Below are 17,197 nucleotides of genomic sequence, written 5' to 3' on the forward strand. Positions count from 1 at the left end.
GTGGCTCAGGGGCCGAAGCCCCTGGCCCGTGAGCGGGAGGAATACTTCCGGCTCATGGGCCAGGGGCTGAGCAGCCGAGAAGCATGCAGGCGCGTCGGGATCAGCTGCCGGACGGGCAAGCGGTGGCGGAACGGACGGAACGCATCGGGCAAGGACAAGGCCAGGCCACCGGTCCTTGCTCCCTTGCCGGCGCTGGGCCCGTCCCGCTACCTGCGGGAGGCGGATCGGATATACATCGCCGACCGCCTGCGGGAGAAGGTGTCCATCCGCACGATCGCCGCCGAACTCGGCCGCAGCCCCTCGACGGTGAGCCGCGAGGTCCGCCGCAACGGCACGCCGCTACGCGGGGACGAGCATCGCATCGCCTACCGGCCGCATGCCGCCCAGGCCCGCGCCGATGCCCGCCGGCCCCGCCCGAAGTACGGAAAGATCGGGCAGAACCCCGAGCTGCGGGACTTCATCCAGCACCACTTGGAGAAGAAGTGGAGTCCGGAGCAGATCTGCCAGGCTCTGCGGGACACCTTTCCCGAGCGGCCGGAGATGCACGTGGTCCACGAAACGGTCTACCAGGCCCTCTACGTCCAGGGCCGCGGCGAGCTCCGCCGAGAGCTGGCCGGCGCCCTGCGCAGCGGCCGCGCCCGCCGCAAGCCCCACCGGCAGGCCAACGTCTGCCAGCCCCGCTTCTCCACTCCGATGGTCATGATCAGCGAACGCCCGGCCGAAGCCGCGGACCGCGCCGTTCCCGGCCACTAGGAGGGCGACCTGATCATTGGCAAGGACGGCGCCTCCGCCATCGGCACCCTGGTCGAACGCGCCACCCGCTACGTCATGCTCCTGCACCTGCCGGGCGGCCGCACCTCCGAACACGTGCGCGACGCCCTCGTGGCCACTGTCCAGACGCTGCCCGGCCACCTGGTGTGCTCACTGACCTGGGATCAAGGCGCCGAAATGGCCGCTCACGGCTCGTTCACCGTCGCAACCGGCGCCCCGGTCTACTTCTGCGACCCCGCCAGCCCCTGGCAGCGCGGCTCCAACGAGAACACGAACGGCCTGCTGCGGCAGTACTTCCCCAAGGGCACCGACCTGGCCGCCCACGGCGCGGAGCACCTGGCAGCCGTCGCAGCCGAACTCAACGGCCGCCCACGCAAAACGCTCGGCTGGGAAACCCCAGCCGAGCGCCTGCATAAACTGCTCGCAGCCTAGACAACCGACCACGTGTTGCAACGACCCCTAGAAATCACCGGCTCGGATGGGGGCCTTCGGTGCTTGTTCAGACTGCGGCGGGCTGGGGGGTCTGGGTGGGGAGCTGGTCGGCGATGTCCTGGGCCTCGCGGGTGCGCAGGGCGAGGGGGATGCGGAGGGCGGCGATCCAGGTGAGGGTGGCGCCGAGCATGTGGAGGCCGACCATCAGCTCGGGGGCGTCGGTGAAGTACTGGATGAAGCCGAGGACGCCCTGGAGGAGCAGGACCGCCAGCAGTTCCTTGGTGCGGGCCTTCGCCGCCGGCGGGGCCTTGATGGCGGCGAGGACGAAGATCATCGCGATGGTCAGGCCGACCGACACGAACGCGAGGTCGGCGTGGAACTGGGCCAGCCTGTCGTAGTCGATCGGGATCCGGGGGACGATCTTGTTGTCCTTCGGCGTGCCCGGGTGGTGGCCGGCGCCGGTGACCAGGGTGCCGGCTGCGACCAGCAGGCCGATGACCAGGACCAGCACGTAGGAGAGCTGGTGGATCGGGCGGGCCACGGCGAGCTCGGGGGTGCCGTCGCCCTCCTTGGAGCGCTCCCACATCAGGAGCGCGACCCAGACCAGCGCCATCGCGGCGATCATGTGCAGCGCGACGGTGTAGGGGTTCAGGCCGGTCAGCACGGTGATGCCGCCGAGCACGGCGTTGCTCATCACGAGCCAGAACTGCGCCCAGCCGAGCTTGGTCATGCTGTGCCGCCAGGGGCGGTGGCAGCGGGCGGCCAGGATGGCCCAGCCGACGGCGGCGCTCAGTACGTAGGTGAGCATCCGGTTGGTGAACTCGACGACGCCGTGGAAGCCCATCTCGGCGGTCGGGGTCAGGCTGTCGGCGGTGCAGCGGGGCCACGTCGTACAGCCGAGGCCGGAGGCGGTGAGGCGGACGGCGCCGCCGGTGACGACGATCACCACGCTCATCACCAGCGCGGCGAACGCGGCGCGCCGGACCATCACGGCGGACGGCTGCCAGCGGTCGGCGAGCAGGGAGAAGGGATTAGGCACGGGGTCAATCGTAGGCGGCCTTACAGGGGATCTTGGGGCGGGGCGCGAGCGTGACCCGGGCGCGGGGGTTACCCGGGGTCGGGTGGGTGCAAAACGGACTCTTCGGTCAAGGCGGTCATTGGTCTTGACCAATCACCTGTGAGGCCGAAAGAGTGCGGATTGGTCCATACCTTTTTTCGGACCTCTCCCACTCCTCCCGCACAAGCGGAGACCTGCACATGCGCATACCCACGTCCGCCGCCGCGCTCGCAGTCGGCGGCTCGCTCGCACTGGCCGGCCTGATCGCCCCCGCCGCCGCCCACGCCGCCGACCCCGGCCAGGAGTGCCGCAGCCTCGGGGTCGCCAACCTCTACGGCGAGTTCATCGAGGGCGACGACACCCACACCCCCGACGCCGAGGGCGCCGTCGCGGTGGGCGGCAACGCCGACTTCACCGGCGGCTTCTCGGTCGGCCAGGAGCTGACCCCCGCCGAGGTCGACGCCCTGCCCGGCAAGAACGCGCTGGTGGTCGCCGGCCGCATCACCGGCCACAACACCCAGGTGATGAAGGGCAACGGCGTCTACGGCTCCAAGGCCGACGGCGCCGTCGTCCAGGCCCACCAGGGCGCCATCGCCCAGGGCGCCTCCCCGATCGACTTCAAGGCCGAGTTCGCCAAGCTGCGCGCCGCCTCCACCGCGCTGGCCGCCGCGCCGCAGACCGCCGGCGCCACCGTCCAGGCCGACGGCGCCAAGCTCACGTTCACCGGCGGCGACGCGAAGTACAACAGCTTCACCGTCGACGCCGCGAAGCTCCAGGGCGCGAAGGACGTCTTCCTCAAGGTGCCGGCCGGCTCCGTCACCGTGGTCACCGTGACCGGCGGCTCGTACGACATGGCGGCCGCCGGGACCACCGGCTTCCACCTGTGGGACGAGGCCAAGGCGTCCTTCGTCCTGGACGACAAGCTGCAGAGCGCGGCCGGCGGGGCGATCCGCGCCAAGCTGCTGTGGAACTTCCCCACCGCGACCAAGGTGGTCAAGAGCAGCAAGGCCGCCTGGGCCGGCACCGTGCTGGCGCCCAACGCCGCCTTCGACCTCGGCAGCGGCGGCCCGGTCAACGGTTCGGTCATCGCGGCTTCGCTGACCGGCAAGGGCGGCGCGGAGACGCACCACTACCCGTTCGCCGGCTGCCTGCCCGGTGTCGTCGTCCCGACGCCGTCCACCACGCCCACCGTGCCCACCGTGCCGCCGGTGGTGCCGAGCGGGACGCCGTCGGCCTCCACCACGCCCGGGACGCCCGGCGCCTCGGCCACCCCCGGGACCTCGGCGAGCCCCTCGGCCACGCCCTCCGCCCCGGTGAGCGGCAAGCCGAGCGCGGGTGCCTCGGCCAGCCCGTCGGCCACCGCCTCGGCGGGTGTGCCGGCCGCCTCGGCCTCGGCCTCGGCGAGCCCGTCCGCCCAGGCGAACGCGGGCGGCAACCTCGCGCACACCGGCTCCGGGCCCGTCGTGCCGCTGGCGATCGGCGGCGCGGTGGTGCTCGCGGCCGGTGGCGCGATCGTGGTCGTCACCCGGCGTCGGGCGGCCAAGAAGGCCTGATCATTTCGCCGGTCGACCGGTGCTGCGCCCTCGGTGATTGAACCTGATCACCGGGGGCGCACGTATTTCAGTCAGGTGACGAAGTTCATTCAAGTTTGCCGAATCCGCGTTCCGCGAGGTGGCAGCTGTGATGGGCTGGTCATACACATCAGACGACGGACCAACAGACGAAATTCGGTCGTACGGCGGGGTGTGGAGAGGTGCGGGAGTGCCGGTAGAGTCCCCCGGACAGTCGTAGCGGGCCACCGCGAAACCTTCAACACGCCTGCTGCGCAAGACCGTTCTGAGGGGAACAGCGTAAATGGCGCGACAGCAGCGGCACATGCGGATCGGCGCGGCGGCACTCGCCGGGACGGCGGCGGCCGGAATTCTCCTGCCTCTGGCGCTGGCAACCAACGCCTCGGCGCACGTGCCGAGTTGGTCGGTGACCTGCGACAAGATCGTGATCGATCTGATCAACTACAGCCCCAAGCCCGACGTGAAGAACACCGTCAGCCTCACCATCGACGGCGAGAAGGTCCTGGACGCCAAGGCCTTCCCCGCGGAGTTCCACGGCACCTTCCCGGTGAAGGACCACACGGCCCCCGTCAAGGCGAACCTCGTGGTGAACACGACGGAGACCCCGAACGAAAAGGGCTGGAACATCAACGAGTCCAAGACGATCGAGCCGTGCCACACGCCGACTCCGACGCCGACTCCCACCCCCACGCCCACCAAGACCCCGACCCCGACACCCACCCCGACGCCGTCGCAGACCACGACTCCGACGCCGACTCCCACGCCGACGCCCACCAAGACCCCGACCCCGTCGGCCTCGCCCACCGCGAGCAAGACCGCGACCCCGACCCCGACTGCGACCCCGGTCCCGACGCCCACCACCAGTGGCCCGGCGCTCGCCCAGACCGGTAGCAACGACGCCACCCCGATGATCGCGGCGGCCGGCGGCGGCGTGCTGCTGGTCGGCGGCGCGCTCGTCCTGCTGGCCCGCAAGCGTCGCGGCAGCCAGAGCTGACGTTCCGTCGGTGACGTGAGACCGCCCCCCGGCCGAAGCGGCCGGGGGGCGGTTCCCGTGTGGGGCGGCCTCACCTGCGGTGCGGCCTCATGCACGGAGCGGTTCACGTGTGGGGCCGAGGGTTACTCCCAGCGGAAGAAGCGGGCCGCGGCGGCCAGCCCGAGGACGGCCCAGCCGGCCAGGATGCCGAGGTCGGACCAGGGCACCCCGGCGCCGTGCTGGAGGACCGACCGCAGGCCGTCCGAGAGCGCGGAGATCGGCAGCAGCTCCAGCACCGACTGCACGGCCGAGGGGAACTTGCTCAGCGGCACGATCACCCCGCCGGCCAGCAGCAGCAGGATGAACACCAGGTTGGCGGCGGCCAGTGTGGCCTCCGCCTTGAGCGTGCCGGCCATCAGCAGGCCGAGGCCGGAGAAGGCCGCGGTGCCGAGCACCAGTAGCGCGACGACCGTCAGCGGGTTGCCCTGCGGGGACCAGCCGAGCGCCAGCGCGATCACCGACAGCAGCGCGACTTGCAGCGCCTCGGTGACCAGGACGCAGCCGGTCTTGGCGGTCAGCAGTGCCCAGCGCGGGAGCGGGCTGGCGCCGAGCCGCTTCAGCACGCCGTAGCGGCGCTCGAAGCCGGTGGCGATGGCCTGCCCGGTGAAGGCGGTGGACATCACGGCCAGCGCGAGCAGGCCGGGGGCCAGGAAGTCGACCCGCTTGCCGGGGCCGTCCACCGCGACGATGTCCACGGCCGAGAACAGCACCAGCAGCACGGTCGGGATGACCACGGTGAGCAGCAGCTGCTCGCCGTTGCGCAGCAGCATCCTGGTCTCGAAGGCGGTCTGGGCGAGCAGCATCCGGCCGACCGGGGCCGCGCCGGGCTTGGGGGAGTAGTCGGTGGTGGTACTCACGAGCGCAGGTCCCGTCCGGTCAGGTCGAGGAAGACGTCTTCGAGGCTTCGGCGCTGGACGGACAGCCGTTCGGGCAGGACTCCGGAGGCCGCGCACCAGCCGGTGACGGTGGCCACCAGCTGTGGGTCGACGGGCGCCTCGACGCGGTAGCTGCCGGGGGTGGTCTCGGTGGCGGCGGCGCCCTCGGGCAGTTCCTTGAGCAGCGGGCCGAGGTCGAGCCCGGGCGGGCCGTCGAAGCGCAGGGCGTTCTCGGCGCCGCCGCGGCACAGCTCCTCGGGGCTTCCGGTGGCGATCACCCGGCCGCGGTCGATGACGGCGACCTGGTCGGCGAGCTGTTCGGCCTCGTCCATGTGGTGGGTGGTGACGACCACGGTGACGCCGTCCCGGCGCAGGTCGCGGACCAGCTCCCAGGTGGCGCGCCGGGCCTGCGGGTCGAGGCCGGCGGTGGGCTCGTCCAGGAAGACCAGCTCGGGGCGGCCGACCACGGCCATGGCCAGGGCGAGCCGCTGCTGCTGGCCGCCGGACAGGCGCCGGTAGGCGGTGCGGCCGCAGGAGCCGAGGCCGAGCCGCTCGACCAGTGCGTCGACGTCCAGCGGGTGGGCGTGCAGCGCGGCGGTGTGGCGCAGCATCTCGACGGCGCGCGCGCCCGCGTACACGCCGCCCGACTGGAGCATGACGCCGATCCGGGGGCGCAGCGCGGCGTTCTGGGCGACCGGGTCGAGGCCGAGGACGCGGACGGTGCCGGCGTCGGGGCGGCGGTAGCCCTCGCAGGTCTCGATGGTGGTGGTCTTGCCGGCGCCGTTGGGGCCGAGGACGGCGGTGATCGCGCCGCGTGCGATGGTGAGGTCGAGGCCGTCCACCGCGGGCTTGTCGCCGTAGTGCTTGACCAGCCCGGCGATCTTCACCGCGGGTTCGGAGTGCATACCGGCGAGTGTAAGAGGCCCCGACGCCGGGCCCGGACGGCACCCTCGATGATCGTTTTCGCAGGTCAGGTAAGGCTTACCTGCGTGACAGATGACACGAGTGAGGCCTGCATCACGGCTTGTCCTGTCGGAAGGAATTACGCAACACTGGTGTTGTGAAAAACATGCGCGAGCACGCCACGCCCCAGGAGGCCGAGTCGGCCCCCGGGTGCGACGTGCCCGTGACGGCGGCCGAGGTGCTGCTGGAGGGCCACCGCGCCACCCGGGACCGGGTCGCCCGGTCGATCCTCGACCACGGCCCCTCCTCCGCCGCCGACCTGGCGAGCCGGCTCGGCCTCACCGCCGCCGCCGTCCGCCGCCACCTGGACGGACTGGCCGCCGCCGGCCTGGTCGAGTCCCGCGAGCAGCGGGTCTACGGCAGCCGTGGCCGGGGCCGTCCGGCCAAGGTCTTCGCCCTCACCGACGGCGGCCGGGACGCCTTCTACCAGGCGTACGACCAGCTCGCCGCCGACGCGCTGCGCTGGATCTCCGACTCGGTCGGCGGCGGCAAGGCCGGCGAGGAGGCGGTCGCCGCCTTCGCCCGGGCCCGGTTCGGCAAGCAGGGCGAGAAGTACCTGGAGTTCCTGCGGCTGGCCGAGGCGGGGGAGCGCACCGAGGCGCTCGCCCAGGCGCTGAGCGCGGACGGGTACGCTGCCACGGTGCGGCGGGTCCCGCCGGCCGTGGCGAAGGCCCCGGCGGGCGCCCAGCTCTGCCAGCACCACTGCCCGGTCGCGCACATCGCCGAGCAGTTCCCGCAGCTCTGCGAGGCGGAGACCGAGGTCTTCTCGCAGCTGCTGGGCACCCATGTGCAACGGCTGGCCACCATCGCCCACGGCGACGGGGTCTGCACCACCTATGTGCCGGCACCCGGTGCCGCATCGTCGCCTGCCCGGCGTTCCGCGGGCCGCGGCTCCGATGCAGTGCCGACTGCCGGTACGTCCACCGAAGATTCAGCGTCCGCGCGTTAGGAAGCTCGCATGACTGACACCGTTTCGCACCCCGAGCTCGAGGGCCTGGGCACCTACGAGTACGGCTGGGCCGACCCGGACACCGCCGGTGCCGCGGCCAAGCGCGGGCTCAGCGAGGAGGTCGTCCGCGACATCTCCGCGAAGAAGAACGAGTCCGAGTGGATGCTGAACCTGCGTCTCAAGGGCCTGAAGCTGTTCGGCAAGAAGCCCATGCCGACCTGGGGCTCCGACCTCTCCGGCATCGACTTCGACAACATCAAGTACTTCGTCCGCTCCACCGAGAAGCAGGCCGAGTCCTGGGAGGACCTGCCCGCGGACATCAAGGCCACCTACGACAGGCTGGGCATCCCGGAGGCCGAGAAGCAGCGCCTCGTCGCCGGTGTCGCCGCCCAGTACGAGTCCGAGGTCGTCTACCACCAGATCCGTGAGGACCTGGAGGAGCAGGGCGTCCTGTTCCTGGACACCGACACCGCGCTGCGCGAGCACCCGGAGGTCTTCAAGGAGTACTTCGGCACCGTCATCCCGGCCGGCGACAACAAGTTCGCCGCGCTGAACACGGCGGTGTGGTCCGGCGGCTCGTTCATCTACGTGCCCAAGGGCGTCCACGTCGACATCCCGCTCCAGGCCTACTTCCGGATCAACACCGAGAACATGGGCCAGTTCGAGCGGACGCTGATCATCGTCGACGAGGACGCGTACGTCCACTACGTCGAGGGCTGCACCGCGCCGATCTACTCCTCCGACTCGCTGCACTCCGCGGTCGTGGAGATCATCGTCAAGAAGGGCGGCCGCTGCCGCTACACGACCATCCAGAACTGGTCGAACAACGTCTACAACCTGGTCACCAAGCGCGCCGTGGCGTACGAGGGCGCGACCATGGAGTGGGTCGACGGCAACATCGGCTCCAAGGTCACCATGAAGTACCCGGCCGTCTACCTGATGGGCGAGCACGCCAAGGGCGAGACCCTGTCGATCGCCTTCGCGGGCGAGGGCCAGCACCAGGACGCCGGCGCCAAGATGGTGCACATGGCGCCGAACACCTCCTCCAACATCGTCTCCAAGTCGGTGGCGCGCGGCGGCGGCCGGACCTCCTACCGCGGTCTGATCGAGATCGGCGAGGGCTCCAAGGGCGCCAAGTCCAACGTGCTGTGCGACGCGCTGCTGGTGGACACCATCTCCCGCTCGGACACCTACCCGTACGTGGACGTCCGCGAGGACGACGTGTCCATGGGCCACGAGGCGACGGTCTCCAAGGTCAGCGAGGACCAGCTGTTCTACCTGATGAGCCGGGGCATGACCGAGTTCGAGGCGATGGCGATGATCGTCCGCGGCTTCGTCGAGCCGATCGCGCGCGAGCTGCCGATGGAGTACGCGCTGGAGCTCAACCGGCTGATCGAGCTGCAGATGGAGGGCGCGGTCGGCTGACGTCCAGCCGCTGACCGCCCACCGACTTTTCGAGCTTTTCGAGGAAGAGAGCACTACGACAGCCATGGCTGACGTCAACACCACCACCGGCTCCACCACCGCCGGGTCGATCGAGGTCGGCACCGCCGGCGCCGGCGCCCAGCTCGCCGGCCCCGGCACCGGCCGCGCCACCGTCCAGCAGCCGATCGACGCCCGGGTCGCCGTCAAGCCCTCGTTCGAGGTCGGCGACTTCCCGGTGCCCACCGGCCGCGAGGAGGACTGGCGGTTCACCCCGATGCACCGTCTGGGCGGCCTGCACGACGGCACCGCCGCCGAGGCGGCCAAGGGCGAGGACAAGGTCGAGCTGAGCCTGCCGGACGGCGTCACCGCCGAGACCGTCGGCCGCGACGACGCCCGCCTGGGCAAGGCCGGCAAGCCCGTCGACCGGGTTGCCGCGCAGGCGTTCAGCGCCTTCGAGCAGGCGCTCGTCGTCACCGTCCCCCAGGACGCGGTGCTCACCGAGCCGGTCAAGATCGACGTGCACGGCGAGGGCGGCACCCGCTTCGCCCACGTGGTGGTCGACGTCAAGCCGTTCGCCGAGGCCGTCGTGGTGATCAACCACACCGGTACCGGCACCCGGGCCGCCAACGTCGAACTGCTCGTCGGCGACGGCGCCAAGCTCACCTTCGTCTCCGTCCAGGACTGGGACCGCAACGCCGTCCACGTCGCCCAGCAGACCGCGCTGGTCGGCCGGGACGCCTCGCTGAAGTCCGTGGTCGTCACCTTCGGCGGCGACGTCGTCCGGATCCACCCGCGGGTCAACTACGCCGCGCCCGGCGGCGAGGCCGAGCTGTTCGGCCTCTACTTCGCCGACGCCGGCCAGCACCTGGAGCACCGTCTGGTCATCGACCACGACACCCCGCACTGCCGCTCCAACGTGGTCTACAAGGGCGCGCTGCAGGGCCAGGACGCCCACGCCGTCTGGGTCGGCGACGTGCTGATCCGCGCCGCCGCCGAGGGCACCGACACCTACGAGCTCAACCGCAACCTGGTGCTCACCGACGGCGCCCGGGTCGACTCGATCCCCAACCTGGAGATCGAGACCGGCGAGATCGTCGGCGCTGGCCACGCCTCCGCGACCGGCCGCTTCGACGACGAGCAGCTGTTCTACCTGCGGTCCCGCGGCATCCCGGCCGACGAGGCCCGCCGCCTGGTGGTCCGCGGCTTCTTCGCCGAACTCGTCCAGCAGATCGGCGTCGCCGAGATCCAGGACCAGCTGATGGAGAAGATCGAGGCCGAGCTGGAAGCGGCGGTCTGATCCAGATGACCTTCCTCCGTGCCTGCGCGCTGAGCGACCTCCAGGAGGACGTGCCCAAGCGCGTGGACCTCAACGGCGTGCCGGTCTCCGTCGTCCGCACCGACGAGGGGGTGTTCGCGATCAACGACACCTGCTCGCACGCGAACGTCTCGCTCTCCGAGGGCGAGGTCGAGGACTGCATGATCGAGTGCTGGCTGCACGGCTCCAGCTTCGACCTGCGCACCGGCAAGCCCTCCGGCCTGCCCGCCACCAAGCCGGTCGCTGTCTACCCCGTAAAGATCGAAGGGGACGATGTGCTCGTCTCCGTCAACCAGGAGTCCTGAGTACCCATGGCAACGCTTGAAATCCGCGACCTGCACGTCTCCGTCGAGGCCGAGAACGGCCCGCGCGAGATCCTCAAGGGCGTCGACCTGACCGTGAAGCAGGGCGAGACCCACGCGATCATGGGTCCGAACGGCTCCGGCAAGTCCACCCTGGCCTACTCGCTCGCCGGCCACCCCAAGTACACCGTCACCGGCGGCTCGGTGCTGCTGGACGGCGAGGACGTCCTGGAGATGTCCGTCGACGAGCGCGCCAAGGCCGGCGTCTTCCTGGCCATGCAGTACCCCGTCGAGGTCCCGGGCGTCTCGGTGAGCAACTTCCTGCGCACCGCCGCCACCGCCGTCCGCGGCGAGGCCCCCAAGCTGCGTCTGTGGGTGAAGGAGGTCAAGGAGGCGATGGCCGCCCTCCAGATGGACCCGGCCTTCGCCGAGCGCAACGTCAACGAGGGCTTCTCCGGCGGCGAGAAGAAGCGCCACGAGATCCTCCAGCTGGAGCTCCTCAAGCCGAAGATCGCGATCCTCGACGAGACCGACTCCGGCCTGGACGTCGACGCGCTGCGGATCGTCTCCGAGGGCATCAACCGGGTCCGCTCGACCGGCGAGGTCGGCACCCTGCTGGTGACCCACTACACCCGCATCCTGCGGTACATCAAGCCCGACTACGTCCACGTCTTCGCGGGCGGCCGCATCGTCGAGTCCGGCGGTGCCGAGCTGGCCGACAAGCTGGAGAACGAGGGCTACGAGGCGTATGTGAAGGGGGGCGCGTCCGCGTGACGCATCCGTTCACGGGTCTGCTCGACACCGACGCGATCCGCAAGGACTTCCCCATCCTGCAGCGCGTGCTGCACGAGGAGAAGCCGCTCGTCTACCTGGACAACGCGGCCACCTCGCAGAAGCCGCGCCAGGTGCTGGAAGCCCTGACCGCCTACTACGAGCGGCACAACGCCAACGTCCACCGCGGCGTGCACGTGCTCGCCGAAGAGGCCACGGCGCTCTACGAGGGCGCGCGGGACAAGGTCGCGGCCTTCGTCAACGCGCCCAGCCGCAACGAGGTGATCTTCACCAAGAACGCCTCCGAGTCGCTCAACCTCGTTGCCAACATGCTCGGGTGGGCCGACGAGCCGTACCGGGTGGACGCCGACTCCGAGATCGTCATCACGGAGATGGAGCACCACTCCAACATCGTTCCGTGGCAGCTGCTGTCGCAGCGCACCGGCGCGAAGCTGAAGTGGTTCGGGCTCACCGACGAGGGCCGGCTCGACCTCTCCAACATCGACGAGCTGATCACCGAGAAGACCAAGGTGGTCTCCTTCACCCTGGTCTCCAACCTGCTCGGCACCGTCAACCCGGTCGAGACGATCGTCCGCAAGGCCCAGTCGGTCGGCGCGCTGGTCGTCATCGACGCCTCGCAGGCCGCCCCGCACATGGTGCTGGACGTCCAGGCGCTGGAAGCCGACTTCGTCGCCTTCACCGGTCACAAGATGCTCGCCCCGACCGGCATCGGCGTGCTCTGGGGCCGCCAGGAGCTGCTGGAGGACCTCCCGCCGTTCCTCGGCGGCGGCGAGATGATCGAGACCGTCACCATGGGCTCGTCCACCTACGCCCCGGCGCCGCACAAGTTCGAGGCCGGCACCCCGCCGATCGCCCAGGCGGTCGGGCTCGGCGCGGCCATCGACTACCTGTCGGACATCGGCATGGAGAAGATCGCCGCGCACGAGCACGCGATCACCGCGTACGCGGTCGAGCGCCTGCTGGAGGTCCCCGACCTGCGGATCATCGGCCCGCGCACGGCCGTCGACCGCGGCGCCGCGATCTCCTTCACCCTCGGCGACATCCACCCGCACGACGTGGGCCAGGTGCTGGACGAGCAGGGCATCGCCGTGCGCGTCGGCCACCACTGCGCGCGGCCCGTCTGCCTGCGGTACGGAATTCCGGCGACCACGCGGGCGTCGTTCTACCTGTACTCGACGCCGGGCGAGGTCGACGCGCTGATCGACGGCCTGCACCACGTCCGGAACTTCTTCGGCTGACGGGACTGGGCAGGACATGAAGCTCGACTCGATGTACCAGGACATCATCCTGGACCACTACCGCAACCCCCACGGCAAGGGGCTGCGGGACGGCGACGCCGAGGTGCACCACGTCAACCCGACCTGCGGTGACGAGATCACCCTGCGGGTGCGGCTCGACGGCTCGACCGTCGCCGACGTCTCGTACGAGTCCCAGGGCTGCTCGATCAGCCAGGCCAGCGCCTCGGTGCTGAACGACCTGGTCGTGGGCAAGACCGTCGGCGAGGCGCAGACCGTCCAGGAGGCCTTCCTGGAGCTGATGCAGAGCAAGGGCCAGGGCGAGGGCGACGAGGAGGTGCTGGAGGACGCGGTCGCGTTCGCCGGCGTCTCCAAGTACCCCGCCCGGGTCAAGTGCGCCCTGCTCAGCTGGATGGCCTGGAAGGACGCCACCGCCCAGGCGCTCGCCCAGCACCCCGCCGTGAACGACTGACCCGCAGAGGAGGACAGAACAATGAGTGACGAAACCCCCTCCGCTGCGGAGGAGCAGCCGAACGGCGTCGTCATCGTCGGCACCACCGCCGGCACCGTGTCCGTGGAGGACCTGACCGAGGCCCTGATGGACGTCGTCGACCCCGAACTGGGCATCGACGTCGTCAACCTGGGCCTGATCTACGGCATCCACATCGACGAGTCCGACGTGGCCACCATCGACATGACGCTCACCTCGGCGGCCTGCCCGCTGACCGACGTCATCGAGGACCAGGCCAAGACCGCCACCGACGGCCTGGTCCAGGACCTGCGCATCAACTGGGTCTGGATGCCGCCGTGGGGCCCCGACAAGATCACCGACGACGGCCGCGACCAGCTCCGCGCCCTGGGCTTCAACGTCTGACGGACGGCCCTTTCGTCAACCCGCTGCCGCGCGACTCCTTCCTTCCGGGGGATTCGTGCGGCAGTGGTGTATCTGCGCCTCAGTGGGTGATGGCCTCGCTGTGACCGGAACCGGGGAAGGGTGTTCCGGCCGAGAGGAGGGCGCCGCGCTCGACGGCCCCGCGTAGGACGGTGGCGATCTCCTGGGGCAGGAGGCTGATCGCGTCGAGCGCCTCGGTGGTGAGGGGGACCTCCTCCAGGAGGTACTCGCCTCGGCCTTCCTGGGTGAACTCGGGGCCGGTGCGGTCCTCGAAGCTCCACTTGTCGATGGTGGCGAGGTAGAAGTCCTGGCGCTCGTCGTCCGTCTCGATGGTGTGGAGGAGGCTGACGATCTCGGCCTCGCCCGCCAGGCGCCCATCCCCAGGGCCTTGATGGCGCCCCAGCGCGGGTCGTAGTCGTCCAGCGGCCCGGTGGCGTGGCCGGAGGGGCCGAGGCGGCGGGTCAGGATGCCGATCTGCTTGGTCTTGCCGACGTTGTCGGGACCGCTGACCGCGATCGTGACGGGTTGGGAAGGCGTGGGGTCGTGCTCAGGGGAGATGGACACGATTTCCTCCGGGTGGTGCACAACATCTGTGGGGCGGTGGACGGCCCTCGGCCGGGCGCCGCGAGGGCGCCCGGCCGAGGGCCGGATCGGGCTAGCGGCCCGGGTACGGCGGCTGCGGGATCGGCGGGGCCGGGGGCGGAGGCGGCGGGGGCGGGGGAGGCTGGGGGGCCTCCAAGATCGGGACGGCGGTTTGCGGCACGGCGAATCTCCCTTCGGGGGATGGGGATTCCGGCCTCGGCGGGTCGCCGAGGCCGGCGAAGAGGGACGGCTACGACTGCGGGGGTTCACCCGGAGCCGCCTGGACCCGTCCCGGGTCGGTGTGCCGTCGATGCCGGGGAAGGAGTGCAGGGGGCATGCAGCCGACGGACAGCACCACATCGGCGGGTGCTGGCCGTTGACCAGATATGCCTGCCGATCGGGGCGGCCGCGCCCGCGGCCTGCGATGTCGTGTTCGAGGGTGTCGTCAGGCGCCGGTGGAAGCGGCGAGGGTGGCGTGCACGAGCTTGCCACGCGGCCACGCGGTCACGCCCCACCGCTGGTGAGTGAGCTGATCGACCAAGGCGAGCCCTCGGCCGGATTCGGCGTCCGGTCCGGCGTCGATCAGGACTGGCAGGGATGCTGACCCGTCCGAGACCAGTAGCCGCACCGTGTCGCTGGTCGCACGCCGAATGCCGACCATCATGGACGTCTGGCAGCCGGTCTTCGCCGCGTTGCCCACCAGCTCGGACATGATCAGCTCGGCGTCGTCGATCAGGTGGGGCAGGTTCCACTCGGTGAGCTTGGCGCGGACCATGCGGCGGGCGGTGAGGGCCGATGCCGTGGTGTAGGGCAGCCGGAGGGTGGCGGGGCCCGGTGGAACGGGGGCGAGCGCAGGGCGCTGGTGATGGAACGTCAGCATACGCTCAATGTCGCGGAGTTGTCGCCGTCAGTGAACGGACAGTGTGTATCACTTCCCGAAGTCGTACCGGCGCCGAGTGATACGTCTCGTATCACTCCTCAGTTGATGATCACGGATGTTCCGAGGATCGATGAGAGCTTGCGCAGCTTGGCCGTGGTCGCGCTGCCCGCGCTCGCCTTCTGTGCGATCACCCCGGGCAGCCCCTGATGGCGAGCCCAACCAGGGGCGGCCGAGCACACCTCGAGCAGGGTGTCCAGGGCGGTGTCGGACTGCCGGGTCTCGGCCTGTGCGAGCGCCACGTCCAGCATCATCCGGTTGCGCGCCGACGGGGTGAGCGAGCTCGTGTCGGCGATCGACTCGAACAGGCTGAGCGCCCTCCCGGGCCGACCGGTCGAGACGGAGATGCCGATCGCCTGTGCGGCGACCGTCGCGGGCCCGAACGCCGTGCCGTTCACCATGACGTCCCGGCCCATCCGGGCGGCGACCGCATGCCCCTGTGACAGCAGATCGTCGGCTCCGTCCACGTCTCCTCGGCGGGCGGCGACGACGGCCGCAAAGGTCACGTGCCATCCGTAGGTGGCGAGCATTCCGAGATCTCGATCCCCGTACCTGGGCTCGATGGACTCGTACGACGTGCGGGCGGTCTCCTCCGCCTGGTCGAGCCGGGCATCCCGGAGGTAGATCCACGACCGGCCGGACGCGACCATGGCCGAGCGGACGGTGTCCCCGGCGCGGTCGGCCTGGTGCTGTGCGTGTCCGATCCCGGCGTACGCGAGATCTCGGGCGCCGAACTGGTTCGCCACGTAGGCGGCGAGCCGGTAGGCGTCCGCGAGGATGCCCGCCGCCGTACTCCCCAGGTCGACGGGTGCGGCCTTCAGTGCAGCGGCGGCTTCGCGGAGGACTGGGGCGGCGCGCACTCCGGCGCCCACGAAGTCGCCGGAGCGGTAGGCCTTCCATGCGGCGGTGAGCCCGGCCGCGAGTTCGGCCGGGGACGGGGGCTGCACGTCGACGCCGACCCCGGCGGCGGTGTCGTGAACGGCGCGGGACAGCTCGCGCATCATCGCCCGGTCGGCGCCGTGCATCGCGCGACGGGGGGCCTGTTGGCCGAGGACCACCGAGACGTCGGCGTGCAGCGCGGCCGAGATGCGCAGCAGCGTCTGGAGGCTGCCGCCGAGGTTGCGTTCCGCCTTGCGGATCGTCGCCACCGACAGGCCCGATGCCTCCGCAAGCTGTTCCTGCGTCATGTCCGGTCCGCGCAGAAGCTTGATGCGCTCGCCCGTGGTGTAGTCGGTCCACTGCGTCATCCTGGTCCCCTTCCGGGTACACGGCCGTACTCGGAAGGTACCCGCTCCCATGGGCGGGCGGACAAGCTTCGGCTCCGCCAGGCCTTCGTCAACCCGCTGCCGCGCAAGCCTCTCCTTCGGGGGAAAGGTTTGTGTGGCAGAGGTGTATCTGCCGGCGGGCGGCCAGGCTGGGGGCATGTCATCGGTCGTTGCTTCCGGGCAGTGGGTCTTGCCCGAATCGCCGTATGCGTTGTGGGCCCGTGGCGAGCTTGACGAGCACTTGCGGCTGCCTGAAGTCCTTCGCGTTGAGGTGATCGGCGGGGAGTTCGTGGTGGCGCCGGTGCCGAGCGTCGCCCATGCCGTGATCATCTCGGACATTCAAGAGGCGGTGTTCCGCGCCGAGTTTGCGAAGCCGTGTTGTCGCTGGCGGGCGGTACAGACGGTCGGCCTCGATCTTGCGGAGATCGGGGACGGCTACATTCCGGACCTCGTCGTAGTGGCCTCGGAGGTGGACTCGGCGGCCATGTCAGGGGAGGACCGCTATCTCCGCGCGGGCGAGGTCAGTCTGGTGGCCGAGGTCACCGCGCCTTTCAGCGCGTGCAACGACCGTCGTGCCAAACGGCGGGGGTACGCGCGCGCCGGTGTTCCGTACTACCTGCTGGTGGACCGTGACCCACGGCAGCCGGGTGTCACGCTGTTCGGTGAGCCGGACAGCAGCGCGGGCAGTTATCGGGTGCTCGGTCGGTGGGAGTTCGGTGCTTCTGTGGAGTGGCCCGAGGAGTTCGGGTTCGAACTCGACACCGCGAGATGGACCCCTTGGGCTGAGTAGCCCTGTACGAA

16 protein-coding genes and 1 pseudogene are annotated in these 17,197 nt (G+C 70.5%); 12 read left to right on the forward strand and 5 right to left on the reverse strand.

The genetic code is table 11. The features are described 5' to 3' along the window. Positions 1–54 precede the first annotated feature (54 nt). Positions 55–1,203 (forward strand): annotated as a pseudogene (locus AB0R04_RS07145) (IS30 family transposase). A gap of 67 nt (positions 1,204–1,270) precedes the next feature. On the opposite strand, the gene AB0R04_RS07150 reads toward AB0R04_RS07145, so the two are convergent. Continuing rightward, on the reverse strand, positions 1,271–2,191 hold the full coding sequence (locus tag AB0R04_RS07150; RefSeq protein WP_363369124.1) for a COX15/CtaA family protein: 921 nt from the start codon (positions 2,189–2,191) through the stop codon (positions 1,271–1,273). Between the two features lie 269 nt (positions 2,192–2,460). Between AB0R04_RS07150 and AB0R04_RS07155 the strand changes: the two genes are divergently transcribed. After that, positions 2,461–3,813 carry a choice-of-anchor A family protein gene (locus AB0R04_RS07155; protein ID WP_363368920.1) on the forward strand — a complete coding sequence of 451 codons (1,353 nt, stop codon included), beginning with the start codon at positions 2,461–2,463 and terminating at the stop codon, positions 3,811–3,813. Positions 3,814–4,114: 301 nt separating this feature from the next. Next, positions 4,115–4,825, forward strand: a complete 711-nt coding sequence (locus AB0R04_RS07160) for an LAETG motif-containing sortase-dependent surface protein (RefSeq protein ID WP_363368922.1) — start codon at positions 4,115–4,117, stop codon at positions 4,823–4,825. Between the two features lie 122 nt (positions 4,826–4,947). Here AB0R04_RS07160 and AB0R04_RS07165 read toward each other — a convergent pair whose 3' ends face one another. After that, positions 4,948–5,667 carry an ABC transporter permease gene (locus AB0R04_RS07165; protein WP_063351445.1) on the reverse strand — a complete coding sequence of 240 codons (720 nt, stop codon included), beginning with the start codon at positions 5,665–5,667 and terminating at the stop codon, positions 4,948–4,950. Between the two features lie 50 nt (positions 5,668–5,717). Beyond that, positions 5,718–6,644, reverse strand: a complete 927-nt coding sequence (locus AB0R04_RS07170) for an ABC transporter ATP-binding protein (protein WP_063349523.1) — start codon at positions 6,642–6,644, stop codon at positions 5,718–5,720. A gap of 164 nt (positions 6,645–6,808) precedes the next feature. Here AB0R04_RS07170 and AB0R04_RS07175 point away from each other — a divergent pair, with 164 nt between their 5' ends. The 8 genes from AB0R04_RS07175 (at position 6,809) to AB0R04_RS07210 (ending at position 13,594) form a co-directional block, all read left to right on the forward strand. Then, positions 6,809–7,651, forward strand: a complete 843-nt coding sequence (locus AB0R04_RS07175) for a helix-turn-helix domain-containing protein (RefSeq protein ID WP_363368924.1) — start codon at positions 6,809–6,811, stop codon at positions 7,649–7,651. A 9-nt stretch (positions 7,652–7,660) separates the two neighbouring features. Next, positions 7,661–9,076 carry a Fe-S cluster assembly protein SufB gene (sufB, locus tag AB0R04_RS07180; RefSeq protein WP_363368925.1) on the forward strand — a complete coding sequence of 472 codons (1,416 nt, stop codon included), beginning with the start codon at positions 7,661–7,663 and terminating at the stop codon, positions 9,074–9,076. 64 nt (positions 9,077–9,140) lie between these two features. After that, complete coding sequence (sufD, locus tag AB0R04_RS07185) at positions 9,141–10,373, forward strand: Fe-S cluster assembly protein SufD (protein ID WP_363368927.1); 1,233 nt, start codon at positions 9,141–9,143, stop codon at positions 10,371–10,373. Between the two features lie 5 nt (positions 10,374–10,378). Beyond that, positions 10,379–10,696: a bifunctional 3-phenylpropionate/cinnamic acid dioxygenase ferredoxin subunit gene (locus AB0R04_RS07190; protein ID WP_063349526.1), complete on the forward strand. Its 318-nt coding sequence runs from the start codon at positions 10,379–10,381 to the stop codon at positions 10,694–10,696. A 6-nt stretch (positions 10,697–10,702) separates the two neighbouring features. Then, on the forward strand, positions 10,703–11,467 hold the full coding sequence (gene sufC, locus AB0R04_RS07195; protein WP_063349527.1) for a Fe-S cluster assembly ATPase SufC: 765 nt from the start codon (positions 10,703–10,705) through the stop codon (positions 11,465–11,467). Further along, positions 11,464–12,723: a cysteine desulfurase gene (locus AB0R04_RS07200; RefSeq protein WP_063349528.1), complete on the forward strand. Its 1,260-nt coding sequence runs from the start codon at positions 11,464–11,466 to the stop codon at positions 12,721–12,723. The genes sufC and AB0R04_RS07200 overlap by 4 nt, the downstream gene beginning before the upstream one ends. 16 nt (positions 12,724–12,739) lie before the next feature. Then, positions 12,740–13,192 carry a Fe-S cluster assembly sulfur transfer protein SufU gene (sufU, locus tag AB0R04_RS07205; protein ID WP_063349529.1) on the forward strand — a complete coding sequence of 151 codons (453 nt, stop codon included), beginning with the start codon at positions 12,740–12,742 and terminating at the stop codon, positions 13,190–13,192. A gap of 21 nt (positions 13,193–13,213) precedes the next feature. Then, positions 13,214–13,594, forward strand: a complete 381-nt coding sequence (locus AB0R04_RS07210) for a metal-sulfur cluster assembly factor (RefSeq protein ID WP_279634938.1) — start codon at positions 13,214–13,216, stop codon at positions 13,592–13,594. 1,045 nt (positions 13,595–14,639) lie between these two features. Here AB0R04_RS07210 and AB0R04_RS07215 read toward each other — a convergent pair. Further along, positions 14,640–15,074 (reverse strand): ATP-binding protein, encoded by a 435-nt coding sequence (locus AB0R04_RS07215; RefSeq protein ID WP_363368931.1) that lies wholly within the window; start codon positions 15,072–15,074, stop codon positions 14,640–14,642. A 98-nt stretch (positions 15,075–15,172) separates the two neighbouring features. Then, complete coding sequence (locus AB0R04_RS07220; protein ID WP_363368933.1) at positions 15,173–16,378, reverse strand: helix-turn-helix transcriptional regulator; 1,206 nt, start codon at positions 16,376–16,378, stop codon at positions 15,173–15,175. Between the two features lie 133 nt (positions 16,379–16,511). On the opposite strand from AB0R04_RS07220, the gene AB0R04_RS07225 reads away from it, so the two are divergent. Continuing rightward, positions 16,512–17,186: a Uma2 family endonuclease gene (locus AB0R04_RS07225; RefSeq protein WP_363368935.1), complete on the forward strand. Its 675-nt coding sequence runs from the start codon at positions 16,512–16,514 to the stop codon at positions 17,184–17,186. Positions 17,187–17,197: the final 11 nt, after the last annotated feature.

It is taken from the genome of Kitasatospora sp. NPDC056731 (assembly GCF_040687675.1).
GTDB lineage: Bacteria > Actinomycetota > Actinomycetes > Streptomycetales > Streptomycetaceae > Kitasatospora.

Coding starts and splice junctions, on each gene's coding strand:
- sufU (WP_063349529.1), top strand. CDS start 12,740: ATGAAGCTCGACTCGATGTACCAGGACATCATCCTGGACCACTACCGC.
- sufC (WP_063349527.1), top strand. CDS start 10,703: ATGGCAACGCTTGAAATCCGCGACCTGCACGTCTCCGTCGAGGCCGAG.
- AB0R04_RS07215 (WP_363368931.1), bottom strand. CDS start 15,074: ATGCTGACGTTCCATCACCAGCGCCCTGCGCTCGCCCCCGTTCCACCG.
- sufD (WP_363368927.1), top strand. CDS start 9,141: ATGGCTGACGTCAACACCACCACCGGCTCCACCACCGCCGGGTCGATC.
- AB0R04_RS07160 (WP_363368922.1), top strand. CDS start 4,115: ATGGCGCGACAGCAGCGGCACATGCGGATCGGCGCGGCGGCACTCGCC.
- AB0R04_RS07220 (WP_363368933.1), bottom strand. CDS start 16,378: ATGACGCAGTGGACCGACTACACCACGGGCGAGCGCATCAAGCTTCTG.
- AB0R04_RS07170 (WP_063349523.1), bottom strand. CDS start 6,644: ATGCACTCCGAACCCGCGGTGAAGATCGCCGGGCTGGTCAAGCACTAC.
- AB0R04_RS07190 (WP_063349526.1), top strand. CDS start 10,379: ATGACCTTCCTCCGTGCCTGCGCGCTGAGCGACCTCCAGGAGGACGTG.
- AB0R04_RS07165 (WP_063351445.1), bottom strand. CDS start 5,667: ATGCTGCTCGCCCAGACCGCCTTCGAGACCAGGATGCTGCTGCGCAAC.
- AB0R04_RS07155 (WP_363368920.1), top strand. CDS start 2,461: ATGCGCATACCCACGTCCGCCGCCGCGCTCGCAGTCGGCGGCTCGCTC.
- AB0R04_RS07210 (WP_279634938.1), top strand. CDS start 13,214: ATGAGTGACGAAACCCCCTCCGCTGCGGAGGAGCAGCCGAACGGCGTC.
- AB0R04_RS07150 (WP_363369124.1), bottom strand. CDS start 2,191: ATGGTCCGGCGCGCCGCGTTCGCCGCGCTGGTGATGAGCGTGGTGATC.
- AB0R04_RS07175 (WP_363368924.1), top strand. CDS start 6,809: ATGCGCGAGCACGCCACGCCCCAGGAGGCCGAGTCGGCCCCCGGGTGC.
- sufB (WP_363368925.1), top strand. CDS start 7,661: ATGACTGACACCGTTTCGCACCCCGAGCTCGAGGGCCTGGGCACCTAC.